A 14,424-nucleotide genomic window follows, 5' to 3' on the forward strand; every position below is an offset into this window, starting at 1 on the left:
CGCGGAGCTCGCCCGCCCAGACGTTCCCGCGGGAACGCCTTCGGCCCCATCGAGTCGGCTCTCCTTGAGCGAATCTCCAGCGGAAGCCTGCGCCGCCATGCTTGTATAACGATGGTATTGCTGTCATAATGCTGTCATGAGCATTCAAATCACCATCCGAGGCGTACCCGAGGAAGTGCGTGACCAGTTGAAGGTCCGCGCTGCCTCTCGCGGCCAATCCATGCAGGAGTATCTGCGCGGCGAACTGGAGCGAATGGTGGCGAAGCCCACCCTGGACGAATGGCTCCGGAAAGTTCGCCTTCGCAAGCAGGCGTCGACCAATCTCGTGACGACCGAGAACATCCTGCAGGCGCGGGACGCCGACCGGAAGTGACGGTCGTCGTTGATGCCCCGGTCCTCGCGGCGGCGGTAAGCCACCTGGGGCCGGATGGGATCTGGTCCGAGGCCGCCATGGCGGAAGCTCGCGAAGACCGTTCACTGGCCGGTCCCCAGATGGTCCTCGCAGAGGCCTGCAACGTTATGCGCCGGTTGGAGCTTGCCGAACGGATCGAGAGCCTTGAAGCCCGCCTCGCGCGGGATGATCTGCTGACGCTCGAGATCGAACTCGTCCCGTTCGAACCTCTTGCGGATCGCGCCTGGGAGTTGCGTCACAACCTCACGATCTACGACGGATGGTATGTGGCGCTCGCGGAGGCGCTCTCCTGCCCGCTGCTGACGCTCGACCGCCGACTCGCCCGGGCTGCCGGCCCCACCTGCCTGATCATCACCCCGCCCCCCTGCAGGTCGTACGCGAGCGCGCCGTCACGCCCCCATCGCGGTAATGATGATCATCAGGACGACTGGTCACGTCACCGAGAAGGTCCCCATGGAGCTCACGACTAGACACGAATACCTGAAGGCTTGTCGCATCCTTCGGCGAGCGGCGGGATTTGTCCGAAGCGGCTGGATTCAGGGCGACGCGGCAGCGGATGCCGATTGGTGCACATGCGATCCGGCAGACCCGGCGGCTGTCACGTGGTGCGCCGTAGGCGCGATCGAGGCGGCCAACGATACACGGCCGTATGCCGACAACGTTCTTATGGAAATGCTGTTGGAGGCCCACGTCGGCGACGCGGGGAAGTGGAACGATACGGAGGGACGGACGGCCTCCGAGGTGGCGGCGGTAATGGAAGCCGCAGCGGATGCCTCGAACGGTTGGGGCGTCTGGCAGGGGTTGGGTCGCAAACTGTTGGAGGCTCCGTGAGGCCTGATCTCCGGAGGATCTCAAGGGCCGAGGGCAAGGGTGGGGAAGGCCATGGAACGCGACTCCTGGGCCCGGGCTGGCGCGCCGAGTTGGCAAGAGTGGTCACGAGCGCCCGTCGATCCATGGTGGTGGCAGTCCCTTTCATCACGTACGAAACAGCTGTGTGGTTCCGCCGCCAGATAGCGGGCGACGTTGATCTCGTCACGCTCGCAAGCATTAGGGCCGATGCAATCGCGTCGGCCGGGCTCGACATGACCGCCCTACTTCATTTGGCCGAGCGTCCGGATAAGGCGCACGTGATCGCGCTTCCCAACCTACATGCGAAGGTCTTCGTAGCCGACGAGAAGGCGGCGATCGTGACGTCGGGCAACCTCACGCGCTCTGGCCTCGACAGGAACATCGAATACGGCGTCCTGCTACGCGAACCGCAGCTGGTTCGCGCGATTCGTGCCGACTTGAGCTCTTTCGCCAGCTTAGGGAATCAGGTCAGCCGACGTGAGCTTGCCGAACTCGTGTCCCTTGAGGTCGATCTCCGCCATGCCAAGAAAAAGGCCGAGGCCGATACGGATTCCGAGGCAAGAGCGAGGTTCAGGGAAATCATGCGGACTGCCAGACCGTGGTTCGTCCGGGCACATGTCGGAAGCAGAAGTGCGAACTCCGTCTTCGGTGAGGCGATTCGCTTTGTGCTGGCGCGGGGACCGCAACCTACAACTGCGATCACTCAGGAGGTGAGTCGGCTGTTACCGGATCTCTGCGACGATTCCGAGGAACTCGTCATCAACGGCGAGCGCTACGGGAAGGCCTGGAAGCACCGGTTGCGGAACGCGCAGCAATACCTGAAGCGGAGAGGCGCTGTGACATACGACGCGGGCACAAAGCTCTGGGCCTTGCGATAGAGCCCCGCCCCGCGCCTCAACCTTCGCCCGGGAGGGAGTAGAGGTGGGCGGTCACTGCGGCGGCGACCAGCAGCAGGAGGGCCACCAGCCAGAGGTGTCCGGCGGCGAACACCGCCGACGCGAGGATCGTGCTCCACAGGAAGATCGCCGCGCCGCGCCGCACGCGGGTGGAGATCACGCCGCGCTCCCGGTAGGCGGCGATATAGCGTCCGAACACCCGGTTCGCGTACAGCCAGCGCTCGGCGCGCGGAGAGCTGCGCGCGAAGCACCACGCGGCGAGGAGCAGGAAGCACGTCGTGGGCCAGATCGGCACGACGATCCCGATGATGCCCGCGCCCACGCTGAGCGCCCCGATCCCCAGGTAGACGCCGCGCCGCACCGGGCCGGGCAGCGCACGCGCGGCGCGCTCGACCGCCCTGTGGTCGACAGGGCAGCGGGCGGACGGCCGCGGGGTGCCGGGTCGGCCGTGGGGCACGCCTGGACTCGGTTTCATGTCGTTGGCGTCGCTGGTGTCATCGGTGTCGTCAAAGTCGTCGGACGAGGGATCATGCGCCCGGGAGGACTCGAACCCCCAGCCTTCTGATCCGAAGTCAGACGCTCTATCCGGTTGAGCTACGGGCGCGGGCGGCGCGAGGCGAAAACGGTAGGCGCAGCCCGCGTCCGATGCAACCGAACGCCGCATCCGTGTCGTACCCCCGTCGCCGTCTCCGGGTCGCACCCGGCGTCCGGTCCGGGCTAGATTCGGGGACGCATTCCAACAGACCCGGAGCGGAACGATGCGAAGACTGCGAACCCTCTTCCTCCTCGGCGCGCTGGCCGCCGGCCCGCTGGCGCTCGCGATGCCCGCCCCCTCCCTCGCCCAGGGCCGCGCGAACGTGGCCATGACGGAGAGCTGGCCCGAGGCCGATTCCGACGATGTGGAGTCGATCGACAGCATCCTCACCGCCCTCTACGACGTGATCTCGGGTCCGGCCGGCGAGGCGCGGGACTGGGACCGGTTCACGTCCCTGTTCATACCGGAGGCCCGGCTCATCCCCACGAGACGATCCGAGGCCGGCGAGCACGGATACCGTGTCTGGAGCCCCGGCGAGTACGCCGCACAGGCGGGAAGTTCGCTCGAGCAGAACGGCTTCTTCGAGCTCGAGATCGCCCGCACCATGGAGCGCTTCGGGCCCGTGGTGCACGCCTTCTCCAGCTACGAGTCGAAGCGCAACGCGGAGGACCCCGAGCCGTTCGCGCGCGGCATCAACTCGATCCAGCTCATGCACGACGGCCGCCGCTGGTACGTCGTCACCATCTACTGGGCCGGGGAGCGACCCGACCTGCCGATCCCGGAACGATATCTGCCCTCGCCAAACGGAGGAGGTGCCCCATGAGGTCTTCCCCGCATTCTCCGCGCGCCGCCGCGTGGATCGTCACCGCCTCGAGTGCCGCGTGGATCGCCGCCGCCGCGATCGCCGGCGTCGGCGCGGCGCCGCTCCAGGCGCAGAACCTCGCCCGCTTCGAGCCCGTCCCCGCGCGGGCGAACGACTTTCCGCTCACCCTCGAGTCGATCATGCGCGGCCCCGAGCACATCGGGCAGGCGCCCGCCGGGGTGAAATGGTCCGATGACGGCGAGTGGATCTACTTCCGCTGGCTCCCGGGCGGCGGGGAGTGGCACGACACGCCCTCGCTGCACCGCGTACGCGCCACCGGCGGCACCCCCGAACGCATCGACGACGAGACCGAACTCGAGCTGGGGCCGGTCCTCGCGTTCGGGGACGTCTCTCCCGACGGACGCTGGCGGGCGACGTCCTTTGACGGCGACATCTACCTGATCGAGCGGGCCACCGCCGCCGCGCGCCGGCTGACCCACACGGAGGCGGGCGAAACCGGCCCGGTCTTCTCCGGAGACGGGGTCTCCATCTTCTTCCACCGCGGGAACAACCTGTTCGCGTTCGACATCGACGACGGCGAGATCCGGCAGCTCACCTCCATCGGCGGCCCCGAACCCGCCGAGGAGCCCGAGACCGAAGGGCACGGGGCCTTCCTCGAGGAACAGCAGCGCGAACTCTTCGAGCACATCCGCGTCCGGGAGATCCGCGAGGAGCGGGCCGAGGCGCGGCGGGAACTCCGGGAATCCGGGCGCCGCGAGACGCTCCACCTCGCGCAGGGCGAGAACGCGCAGGGGTTCGTCGCCGATCCCACCGGGAGCCGGGTCGCGGTCACCGTCTCGCGCGGCGGCTTCGACGGCGACGGCCGGCGAACGGACATCCCGCTCTGGGTCACGGAGTCGGGCTACACCGAGAACACCGAGATGCGGGCCAAGGTCGGCGACGAGCAGAGCGTCTCCCGCCTCGCGGTCGTGAGCACGGCCACGGGCGAAGTCGACTGGCTCGACCTCACGGCCGACGGCCCGGACGCGGGAGCCGGGTCGGAGGCGGACTCCGAGGACGACGCGTCGGAAGACGCCGACGACGACCGGCTTGCCGTGGCGAGCTTCGCCGGCTGGGACGAGACGGGCGCGTACGGGCTCGTCTTCGCGGTCGACTACGACTACAAGACGTGGCGCCTCTACGCCTACGAGGCGGCCACCGGCGAACTCACGCTCCTCGACACGCTGTACGACGAGGCGTGGGTGGGCGGTCCCTGCTTCGGCTTCCAGGGCGCGGGCTGCATGGGCTGGCTCCCGGCGGAGGAGGCGGGCGCGATGCCGCGCGCCTGGTACGTGAGCGAGGCGACCGGCTACGCGCACCTGTACGCGATCGACGCGGACGGCGGGAACCGGGAGGCGCTCACGGCCGGCGACTGGGAGCTCCTCGGCGCAACGATCCCGGACGGGTGGGACGCGTTCCTACTCCAGACGAGCGAACTCTCCCCCTTCGACCAGCACCCGTGGCGGATGGACTTCGACGGCTCGGACCGCGTGCAGCTCCTCGACGGAGAGGGCTCGTTCGCCGTCACGCCCTCGCCCGATGGCCGGCGCTTCGCCGTCGTGCATTCCCGCTCGAACCGACCGGCCGAGCTGTACGTGGCCGACGTCGGGCCGGGCGCCGACATGACGCAGGTCACGACCACGCCCACGGAGGCGTGGCTCGGCTTCCCGTGGCTCCGGCCCGGGATCATCCACTTCGAGGCCCGGGACGGCGTCGACGTGCCCGCCCGCATCTACCGCCCCTCCGACTTCGGGGTCGAGGCGAACGGCGCCGGCGTCGTCTTCGTGCACGGGGCGGGATACCTGCACAACGTCCACAACTGGTGGTCGAACTATTACCGCGAGTACATGTTCCACCACTTCCTCGCGGCGCAGGGCTACACCGTGCTGGACATCGACTACCGGGGCTCCGCCGGCTACGGCCGGGACTGGCGCACCGCGATCTACCGGCACATGGGCGGCTGGGACCTCTCCGACCAGGTGGACGGCGCCGAGTACCTCGTGCGCGAGGAAGGCGTCGAGGCGGGCCGGCTGGGGATCTACGGCGGCTCCTACGGCGGGTTCATCACGCTCATGGCCCTCTTCACCGAGCCCGCGGCGTTCGCGGCGGGCGGCGCGCTGCGCTCCGTGACGGACTGGGCGCACTACAACCACTGGTACACGAGCCGGATCCTCAACCTCCCCCACGAGGACGAGGAGGCGTACCGGCAGTCCTCCCCCATCTACTTCGCCGAGGGTCTCGAGGGGCACCTCCTGATGGCGCACGGGATGTACGACACGAACGTGCACTTCTCGGACGTGGTGCGGCTGGCGCAGCGCCTCATCGAACTCGGGAAGGAGAACTGGGAGATGGCGGTGTACCCGGTCGAGAACCACGGTTTCGCCGAGCCGTCTTCGTGGGCGGACGAATACCGCCGGATCTACGACCTGTTCGAGCGCGTGATCGGCGGCCGGCGCGCCGCGTCGGCGGACGGGGCGGGCGGCTGAGCCGACCCCTCGCGGCGGGGCTCGCGGTCGCGGGGTTCGCGCTCGCGGGCCTCGCGCTGGCCGCGTGCGGGGCCCCCGACCCCGGCCCCTGGGTCGAAGCGGACGGCGTCCGCTGGCGGGAGCTGCGGCCGCGCGGCTCCACCGGCTTTCGGCCGCTCGACGCCTCCTCGCTGGGGGTCACGTTCCGCTACGAGGTCGAGGAGGAGGCGCGCCTTCGGAACCGCGTGCTCGCGGAAGGGCAGGGGGTGGCGATCGGGGACGTCGACGGGGACGAGCGGCCCGATCTCTTCTTCGCCGGCTTCGGCGGTCCCAGCGCGCTGTACCGAAACCTGGGCGGGTGGCGCTTCGCCGACGTGACGGCGGTGGCCGGCCTCGCCCTCGAGGACGCGATGGCGCGCGGGGCCGTCTTCGCCGATCTCGACGGGGACAGTGATCTCGACCTCGTCGTCACCGTGCACGGCGGGCGCAACCGGATCTTCCTCGGCGACGGGATGGGCCGCTTCGACGAACTCGAGGACGCGGGGCTCGCGGGCGACCGGGCGAGCACGACCGCCACCCTCGCCGACGTCGACCGCGACGGGGATCTGGACCTCTACATCGCGAACTACAAGACGCGGCAGGTCGACGACCTCCATCCGCCCGGCGTGCTCGACATCAACCACCTCCGACGGGGCGAGGACGGCGGGCTCTTCATCCCACCCGAACTCCGCGAACTGTACGAGGAGCACTACCGCGTAGAGTTCGACGGCCGCTTCGTGCGCCGCTTCGAACTCGGCGAGCCGGACGAGTTCTACATGGGGCTGGGGGACGGCCGCTTCGCGCCGGCCGCGCTGGCGGGCGCCCCTCCGGGTTCCGCCCCCACCGCGGCCGGAGAGGTCCGCGACTGGGGCCTCGCGGCGCGCTTCAGCGACTGGGACGCGGACGGCGATCCCGACCTCTACGTGGCGAACGACTTCAACAGCCCCGACGGGATCTGGATCAACCGCGGCGACGGGTCGTTCGAGGCGGCCCCCGCCGAGGCGATCCGCACGACGAGCCTCTCCTCGATGGCGGTCGCCGTCGGGGACCTCGACCGGGACGGCGATCTCGACCTCCTCACGACCGACATGCTGGCCCGCGACCCCGCCGCGCGCCTCACGCGGACGGCGAGTTTCGAGGCGGCGCCCGAGCCTCCCGGGCTGACCGGGTCGCGGGTCCAGGTGAACCGCAACACGGTCCAGCTCAACCGGGGCGACGGCACCTTCGCGGAGGCCGCGTGGGAGCTCGGCCTCGCGGCCTCGGACTGGACGTGGGGAGCCCTCGTCATCGACGCGGACCTGGACGGTTGGGACGATCTCCTCGTGACCACGGGTCACGCCTGGGACCAGCTCGACGGCGACGCGAACGCGCGCATCGCGGCCATTCCGGGGCTCCCGGCCGAGCAGGCGTTGCGCATGTTCCCACCGCTGCCGCAGCGGAACCTCGCCTTCCGCGGCGGGGCGGGCCGCTTCACGGACGTGAGCGACCGCTGGCGCTGGGGGGAGGAGCCCGACATGTCGCACGGGCTCGCCGCCGGGGACCTCGATGGCGACGGCGATCTCGATGTCGTCGTGACGCGCCTCGGCGCGCCGCCGCTCGCGTACCGGAACGAGTCCGGCGCTCCCCGCGTCCTCGTGCGGCTGCGGGGCCCCGAGGGGAACACGCGCGGGATCGGCGCCCGGGTCGGTCTCGAGGGACACGACGCGGGCGTCCAGTTGCGGGAGATCACCGCCGGAGGGGCATACCTCTCGTCCTCCGAGCCCGCGGCCGCCTTCGCGGCGGTGCCGGACGCGGAGATGACGCTGACCGTCGACTGGCCGGACGGCCGCCGCACCCGGCTCGAGGGCATCGTCGCGAACCGTGAGTACGTGATCGACATCTCCACCGCGCCGGCCGCGCCCGGGGCCGGGACCCCGCGCGCCGCCGCCGCCGGCGATCCGTCCCCGGCGCCGGGCCCGGCCGCGCCGCACTTCGAGGATGTCTCGGACCTCCTCGGGCACCGGCACGTCGAGTCGCCCTTCGACGACCGCGCGCGGCAGCCGCTCCTCCCGTACTCGCTCGACCGGCCCGGTCCGGGCGTGTCGTGGATCGACGTTGAAGCCGACGGGGATGCCGACCTCGTGGTCGGCAGTGGGCGGGGGGGCAGCCCGGTCCTGATGCGCAACGTCGGGGACGGTTTCGCCGCCCCGCGGGCGCTGACGCCCGCGCTGGAATACGACGCCACGGCCGTGCTGCCGCACGAGACGGGCGGCGGAGGCGCCGCGCTGCTGATCGGCCTGAGCGCCTACGAAGCCGCGACGCCCGCGGCCGCCGCGGCCGTCCCGGCGGTCATCGCGGCGCCGCTCGGCGCGTCCGCGCCGGCACCCCCGCTCATCGACCCCGCCAGCTTCGCGACCGGGCAGCCCCCCGTCGCGACCGGCCCCCTCGCGCAGGCCGACATCGACGGCGACGGGGACCTCGACCTCTTCGCCGGGGGGCGCGTCGCCCCCGCCGCCTGGCCGGCCCCCGTCGATTCGCGGCTCCTGGTCAACGACGGCGGCGTGCTCCGGGCGGATGCGGAGCGCTCACGAGCCTTCGCGCGCCTCGGCCTCGTCTCGGGCGCCGTCTTCACCGACATCGATCTCGACGGCGACCCCGATCTCGCCCTCGCCCTCGAGTGGGGGAGCGTCCGCGTATTCCGAAACGATGGGGGCCGCTTCACCGACGCGAGCGATGCCCTCGGGCTCAGCCGTCTCACCGGCCGCTGGAACGGGATCACCGCCGGCGACTTCGACGAGGACGGCCGGCCGGACCTCGTCGCGACCGGCTGGGGTTCGAACCTCGAGGTGCCCGCGGCCTACTCGCTCCTCTACGGCGACATGAATCGCGACGGCGTGGTCGACGTCGTCGAGGCGCGCTCGGAGTCCGGCGTGTGGCGCCCGATCCGCGGCCGCGACGCCCTCGCCGTCCCCGGCGGGATCTCCTCGCTGCTCCGCGTCACGTACGAGCGCTACGGGAGCGCGCCGCTCACGGAACTGATCGGCGGGCTCGATCCGGGCACCCGACTCGACGTCAACGAACTCCGGCACACCGTGTGGCTGAATCGGGCCTCGGGCTTCGAGAGCGCGCCGCTCCCCGCGCCGGCCCAGCGCGCGCCCGCGTTCGGGGTCGCGGCGGGAGATCTCGACGGCGACGGGCACGAAGACCTCGTCCTCGCGCAGAACTTCTACGCCGGACGCTCCGGTGTGCCCCGCTACGACGCCGGGCGCGGGCTGTGGCTGAGAGGCGACGGGGAAGGGGGCTTCGAGCCGGTCCCGGGCCACCTCTCCGGGATCGCGGTGTACGGGGACGCGCGGGCCGTCGCGCTGGCGGACTACGACCGCGACGGGCGGGTGGACGTGGCCTTCGGCGTCAACGGGGAGGAGACCCGGCTGTACCGCAACGCGGGCGCGGCCCCCGGCCTGCGCGTGACGCTCGAGGGAACCCCCGGAAACCGCCGGGCCATCGGCGCGCGGCTGCGCCTCGAGTACGGGGACGGGTCCTTCGGTCCGGTGCGCGAGGTCCGGTCGGGCGAGGGCTATCTGGCCCGCCACGAGTCCGCGCAGACGCTGGGCGTCGCGCCGGACCCGCGGACTCCGCCCCGAACTCTGCACATCGTTTGGCCGGGCGGCGAACAGACCGCCATCGCCGTCCCCCCGGGGGCCCGCGAACTTCGCGCCTCGGCCCCCGGAACCGCCCCGGTGCCTGGCAGCTAGCGGATCCCGAGTCCCAACGTGATGACGACGTCGTTCTGGAGCTTCGACTCGCCCGTCGCGCCGGCGATGTAGAACGAGGCCATGTCCCGCACTTCACCGCGGAGCCAGACGGACTCCGACAGGGAAACGCGCAGCCCCGCCGCGATTGTCGCCGCGGGATCCGTGGCGCTGATCTCCGGCACCGCGCGGGCGGCGAAGCGAAGCCGCCGCAGCCCGGCGCCTACCGAAGCATAGGGTTCGAGCAGCCCCGTCGAGCCCGACGAGCGAAAGCGGAAGGTCAGGCTGGCCATCCCCGTCATGTACTCGATCTCGCCGAGGCTCCGGAAGTTCCTGCCCGGTCCTCCACCCCCCACGGGGTTCAGTATCGCGGGCGAGTAGAGACCCATGAGCCCGATCCCGACCACGCGGGAGGCCCACCACGTCACCTCACCCCCCATCAGGAGGTCCGGAGGAATCGCGGTGCCGTAGGTGGACTGATCTTCCGTGAGGTTGCTGAGCGGCTGGAGGACGCCGACAAAGCCGAGGAATTCGGGACCCGTGTCCTCGCCGGGCGGGGGAGCGGGGGTTATCTGGGCCGACAGGTCCGAGATTCCGGACCCGCACAACAGGAGCCCTCCCAAGAGAAAAAGTCTGCTGGTGAGGCGCGTCATCTGGTTCTCACGATCGTGATCTGCGGTTCCGCGGTCTCGCCGGGCGCGGCGCCGGAGCCCGTCCGGATCGAGATCGACAGGGCCGGGGCGTCCGCCTCGGAGGCGAGCGAGAAGTACTGCACGTTCGACGCTCCCAGGTCGATCTCCATGACCCTGGTTTCAAACTCGAGCCGCTCGGCCCGAAGCGAGAAACCGGTCGATGGAAAGGCCGGGGCGTCGACATCCCGGTCCAGGGACGCGAACACGCCACGCAGGTTCCACGTTGCCGGATCGGGCGGCGGCGCGACTCCCGTCTCTTCGGCGACCTCCGCCGCGGGATCGGGGTCCGCCTCTCCCCCGGCCTCCGCGTCCCCGGCCGCGTCGAGCGCCAGCGCCACCGAAACGCCCGCCAGGATGTCCGCCCACTCGCTCCCCGTGACGCGTTCGAGGTTCGCGATCCCCCGGGCGTGATTCTGGCCGCCGCTCGCCGCTGAACGGAAGAACGCCCGTTCATCCCCGCCCGCCCGGTCCGCCAGCCAGCGCAGGAGGAACCAGCCGAAGCCCCGCATCTGCAGACTGCCCACGCCCTCCGGGTCTGCCTGCGGGATCGTGGGCGCTCCCGCCGTCCCGAGCATGTAGAGGCCGAGATTGAGGAAATTGCGGCGCAGATAGGTGTCGAAGATTTCGAGCCTCTCGGGCGTGTCCGACACCTGGTCGAAGGTGAGACCGCCGCCCACCCCGAGTTCGAGCGCGGTGAGCCCCGCCACCTCCTCGGCCAGGCCCGACAGGGCCTCGTCCAGCCATACCTCCTCGGCCGCCGCGAACCCCATCGACGAATGGAGCGCCCGGCGCCCCACGCTGATCAGATGCTGCAGTTCGTGCGCCACGAGGACCGGGGCGTTCCGGAGCAGGCTTTCCGTCGGGATCGCGCGGCCGACGCTCCCCTCGGGGTCGGCGCTCACGCTGTAGATGATCTCGGCCTCGTTGCTCGCCGGGCAGATCTCGCCAGCCGGTTCCGGCGTCCCCTCGCCCCCGCGTCCGGAAGCCGCGAGGTCCGCGGGGAGAGAGAACCCGCCGACCCCCGTTTCCCCGTCGAGCCCGTTCACGGCCGGCGTGAAGAGGACGACGACCCGTCCGTTGCGGTCGATGTCCTCGAGGGGCCCGAAATAGGAGGTCGTCACCGGCAGGACGGTTCGGTCCAGTTCGGCCGCGAGCGCGAGCCACTCCTCCGTGCCCGGGCCGCCCGGCGGGGCGGACAGGTCCTCCACGAGGAGCACCCGTTCGCCCACCGCGCGCACCGCGCCCCGCAGGGGACGGGTGAGGTCCGCGCAGTCGGCCACCCGTTCCGGACCCACGGGGAAGAAATAGTCGAGCGTGTCCCCGACACCCGCAACCTCGATCCCCGGCAGCGGGTCGGCCGCCCGGAAGGGGGCGATCCCCGATTCGGCGAGCCGGCCCAGCGTCCGCGAGCGGATCCCCGCGTCGACGCCCAGCGCCTCGAGCGCCGCCTGCTCCAGGTCCGCGCCGATCGGGGCTGGCGTGATCTCGGTCGGGGGCCCCTCTCCGGACATGTTGGCGGGCGTCCGCGTCGTCACCCGCATCGGAAGCCGCCGCGCCGCGACCCGGCCCGTGTTGCCGATGATGAGGCGGAACTCCCGCCCCATCTCGCCGGGCGGGAAGTGCACGCATTCGACCTCGACCGGTCCGCGCAGCGTGAGCGCCTCGCCGACATCGAGGTCCACGAGCCGCTCGGCCGGATCGATCGAAAGGCGGAGGCCGTTGCTGTACTCCGGCCCCACGAGCACGCGCACGCCGACCTCGCGCTGCGGGAGACACGTCTCCGAGAACGCCGGCACCTCGATCGTCAGCTCGGTTCCTGTCGAGCTGACCACCGGCGCCCGCTCGCCCTCGATACGGACCTGGTTGTCGTCCGCCACCGCGCTGAACCCGCGGCCGAACAGCACCGCCCGCGCCCCGGCCGCCAGCCGCCCGTTCCCGACCGAATCCAGCTGCACGAGTCCGTCGACCGCCTCCAGAGCGGTGGCGGTGAACGAGACCGTATCCGAGTACACGCCGCCCGTGGCGAACACGTCGACGCGGTACTCGCCGGGTTCCAGCCCCAGGGTGAACACCGCCTGCCCCAGACCGTCCGCGTCCGTCACGACGATGTCGTGGGTCAGCGCCCCCGACGAGGCCCCCGACGAGCCCGCGACCTCCGCCGATCCGCCCGGCGGCTCCACCGGCACGCCGGCCACCTCCGCCGGCGCTTCCGGCGGCTCGCGCGGCTCCACCGGGTCTTCGTTCAGCGCCGCCGCCCGGAAGGCGACCTGCACACCCCCGGCCGCGACCCCGTTCGTCGTCTCCGCCCGGATGGAGAACGCAAGCGGCAGCTGGCTGCCGGCCTCGGCCCGCTGCCCGTCGCCCTCCACGAGGCTGAGCCTGACCGTGTCCGCCGTCACCGCCAGCACGAGGAAGTGGAGCGGCGCGACGTTCGCCGCGCTCGGGATGTCCACCCGGATCTCCGCTTCCCCCGGCGTCGGCCCTGCGCGGTAGACCGATTCCGCGAGACCGTCCTCGCCCGCGACCGCGACGCTCGGGGAAAGCTCGCCGTCACCGCGAACGATGTTGAATCGGACCGGGGCCCCTTCGACGGGGTTTCCGAGCGCATCCTCGACCCGGACCGCGATCGGGGGATCGATGCTCTCGCCGGTCGCGATCGTGTCGACGGGCATGGAGACGGACACCAGCGCCGCCGGGGGAGACCCGACTTCCGTGCTCCCGTCCCCGCACGCGCCCGCGAGTACCGCCAGCGCCGTCAGCAGCCCGATGCGCCTCGCCGCCCTCATCGCGGCTCGACCTTCCAGAAGGCGATGCCGCCGGCCTGCTTGCCCACGTCGACGCTGGCCGCTCGCACGCCCTCTTCCAGATCGATCACATCCACCGTGCCCGGCTGGCCGCCGACCCCCTCCACGCTCACGAAGGCGTATCGCGAATCGGGCGAGATCGCGATCCCGTGGGGCAGCGTGCGCGTGTTGGGCACCCGGGCCACCTCCTCCCCGCTGGCCAGATCCCAGACGCCCGTCGCCTGCCCTCCCTTGTAGGTCACCACGAGGCGCGCGCCGTCCGGTGTCACATCGAGGTTGTACGGGCCTTCGCCGGTCTCGAACCGCCGCAGGAGCCGCCACGACTCGACATCGATCTCCAGCACCTGTGCGTTCCGGTTGCACGCGACGTAGACACGTCGCCCATCCACGCTCGGCTGCGCCCACGTCGGGCTGCAGACCGGCGCCCCCGCCGGGCGGGTAGGCATCCAGTCGTGCGGCCACGGCTGCTCGGCGCCGGGGGCGAGATGGAGGCGCCGGGCCACCTCGAGCCGGTGCGCGTCCACTTCGACCAGCAGCTCATCCATCATGCACACCGAGTAATGTCGCGATCCGTCGGAGGTGAGCCGGGACCCGTGCGGCATCGTGCAGGTCGGGATCTGCGCGACCTCGATCATCGCGCCCACGTCGACCACCGACACCGAGCTCGGCTCGTGCTCGCCGTGCAGGTTGAAGTTCGCCGCGAAGAGCAGGCCCGCCGGCGTCACCTGCATGGTGGCCGGGAAGAAGCCGAGTTCGGCGCTCCCCGCGGGGCGGTTCGTGGCCGTGGAATAGGCGACGACCACGCCGAAGGGGTTGCCGTGCGCGAGCGTGACGTACCAACGCTCGCCATCGGGGTCGACCGCGAGCCCGTGCGGCCCGTCGATCTCCGTCGGAAACCGTCCCACGAAGACGGAATCCACCAGCGACGCAACGGTTCCATCGAACCGGATGAGATCGACCCGATCCTCCGATTCGGCCGCCACGTAGACGTAATACGACAGGCCGTCGGGACTACCGTCCTGGCCAGCCGCGCCCGGAACCGGCGCGACCGCGCAAGACAGCACCCACACGGCGGTCGCCCCGCGGAATGTTGTGACCTTCGACTTGTGCATACGAGTTACGTGCGTTCGCTCTTCCTC

At 71.1% G+C, this 14,424-nt stretch carries 11 protein-coding genes and 1 tRNA gene; 7 read left to right on the forward strand and 5 right to left on the reverse strand.

Annotated elements, in window-relative coordinates:
* The first annotated feature begins 136 nt into the window (after positions 1-136).
* The 4 genes from ACPXY0_RS01175 (at position 137) to ACPXY0_RS01190 (ending at position 2,139) form a co-directional block, all read left to right on the forward strand.
* Entirely contained in the window at positions 137-373 is a 237-nt protein-coding gene (locus ACPXY0_RS01175) for a FitA-like ribbon-helix-helix domain-containing protein (protein WP_423927677.1), read from the forward strand.
* Positions 370-882 carry a type II toxin-antitoxin system VapC family toxin gene (locus ACPXY0_RS01180; protein WP_423927679.1) on the forward strand — a complete coding sequence of 171 codons (513 nt, stop codon included), beginning with the start codon at positions 370-372 and terminating at the stop codon, positions 880-882. The genes ACPXY0_RS01175 and ACPXY0_RS01180 overlap by 4 nt, the downstream gene beginning before the upstream one ends.
* On the forward strand, positions 866-1,243 hold the full coding sequence (locus ACPXY0_RS01185; protein WP_423927681.1) for a DUF6197 family protein: 378 nt from the start codon (positions 866-868) through the stop codon (positions 1,241-1,243). Before ACPXY0_RS01180 ends, ACPXY0_RS01185 begins: the two co-directional genes overlap by 17 nt.
* A gap of 98 nt (positions 1,244-1,341) precedes the next feature.
* A complete protein-coding gene (locus ACPXY0_RS01190) occupies positions 1,342-2,139 on the forward strand; it encodes a phospholipase D-like domain-containing protein (RefSeq protein ID WP_423927683.1) in 798 nt (265 codons plus the stop codon).
* Between the two features lie 16 nt (positions 2,140-2,155).
* Here the strand turns inward: ACPXY0_RS01190 and ACPXY0_RS01195 are convergent, their stop codons facing one another.
* Together ACPXY0_RS01195 and ACPXY0_RS01200 are read right to left on the reverse strand one after the other, a co-directional pair.
* On the reverse strand, positions 2,156-2,632 hold the full coding sequence (locus ACPXY0_RS01195) for a YbaN family protein (protein WP_423927685.1): 477 nt from the start codon (positions 2,630-2,632) through the stop codon (positions 2,156-2,158).
* A 55-nt stretch (positions 2,633-2,687) separates the two neighbouring features.
* Positions 2,688-2,761: transfer RNA gene (locus ACPXY0_RS01200), tRNA-Arg, on the reverse strand.
* 154 nt (positions 2,762-2,915) lie between these two features.
* On the opposite strand from ACPXY0_RS01200, the gene ACPXY0_RS01205 reads away from it, so the two are divergent.
* From ACPXY0_RS01205 to ACPXY0_RS01215, 3 genes are read left to right on the forward strand one after another with little or no spacing between them, the layout of a single operon-like run.
* Positions 2,916-3,515, forward strand: a complete 600-nt coding sequence (locus tag ACPXY0_RS01205) for a hypothetical protein (protein ID WP_423927687.1) — start codon at positions 2,916-2,918, stop codon at positions 3,513-3,515.
* Complete coding sequence (locus ACPXY0_RS01210; protein WP_423927689.1) at positions 3,512-6,040, forward strand: S9 family peptidase; 2,529 nt, start codon at positions 3,512-3,514, stop codon at positions 6,038-6,040. Before ACPXY0_RS01205 ends, ACPXY0_RS01210 begins: the two co-directional genes overlap by 4 nt.
* Entirely contained in the window at positions 5,950-9,792 is a 3,843-nt protein-coding gene (locus ACPXY0_RS01215; protein WP_423927691.1) for an FG-GAP-like repeat-containing protein, read from the forward strand. The genes ACPXY0_RS01210 and ACPXY0_RS01215 overlap by 91 nt, the downstream gene beginning before the upstream one ends.
* On the opposite strand, the gene ACPXY0_RS01220 is transcribed toward ACPXY0_RS01215, so the two are convergent.
* From ACPXY0_RS01220 to ACPXY0_RS01230, 3 genes are read right to left on the reverse strand one after another with little or no spacing between them, the layout of a single operon-like run.
* Positions 9,789-10,442, reverse strand: coding sequence for a hypothetical protein (locus tag ACPXY0_RS01220; RefSeq protein WP_423927693.1), 654 nt, complete (start codon positions 10,440-10,442; stop codon positions 9,789-9,791). The two genes, ACPXY0_RS01215 and ACPXY0_RS01220, sit on opposite strands and share 4 nt — an antisense overlap.
* On the reverse strand, positions 10,439-13,267 hold the full coding sequence (locus ACPXY0_RS01225; protein ID WP_423927695.1) for a hypothetical protein: 2,829 nt from the start codon (positions 13,265-13,267) through the stop codon (positions 10,439-10,441). The genes ACPXY0_RS01220 and ACPXY0_RS01225 overlap by 4 nt, the downstream gene beginning before the upstream one ends.
* On the reverse strand, positions 13,264-14,397 hold the full coding sequence (locus ACPXY0_RS01230) for a YncE family protein (RefSeq protein WP_423927697.1): 1,134 nt from the start codon (positions 14,395-14,397) through the stop codon (positions 13,264-13,266). The genes ACPXY0_RS01225 and ACPXY0_RS01230 overlap by 4 nt, the downstream gene beginning before the upstream one ends.
* Between the last annotated feature and the right edge of the window lie 27 nt (positions 14,398-14,424).

Origin of the sequence: Candidatus Palauibacter sp., from assembly GCF_965237495.1 — a bacterium.
GTDB lineage: Bacteria > Gemmatimonadota > Gemmatimonadetes > Palauibacterales > Palauibacteraceae > Palauibacter.

Bases quoted from the DNA above. Each gene is read 5' to 3' on its own strand.
- ACPXY0_RS01175 (WP_423927677.1), top strand. From the start codon at position 137: ATGAGCATTCAAATCACCATCCGAGGCGTACCCGAGGAAGTGCGTGAC.
- ACPXY0_RS01195 (WP_423927685.1), bottom strand. From the start codon at position 2,632: ATGAAACCGAGTCCAGGCGTGCCCCACGGCCGACCCGGCACCCCGCGG.
- ACPXY0_RS01220 (WP_423927693.1), bottom strand. From the start codon at position 10,442: ATGACGCGCCTCACCAGCAGACTTTTTCTCTTGGGAGGGCTCCTGTTG.
- ACPXY0_RS01185 (WP_423927681.1), top strand. From the start codon at position 866: ATGGAGCTCACGACTAGACACGAATACCTGAAGGCTTGTCGCATCCTT.
- ACPXY0_RS01225 (WP_423927695.1), bottom strand. From the start codon at position 13,267: ATGAGGGCGGCGAGGCGCATCGGGCTGCTGACGGCGCTGGCGGTACTC.
- ACPXY0_RS01205 (WP_423927687.1), top strand. From the start codon at position 2,916: ATGCGAAGACTGCGAACCCTCTTCCTCCTCGGCGCGCTGGCCGCCGGC.
- ACPXY0_RS01210 (WP_423927689.1), top strand. From the start codon at position 3,512: ATGAGGTCTTCCCCGCATTCTCCGCGCGCCGCCGCGTGGATCGTCACC.
- ACPXY0_RS01230 (WP_423927697.1), bottom strand. From the start codon at position 14,397: ATGCACAAGTCGAAGGTCACAACATTCCGCGGGGCGACCGCCGTGTGG.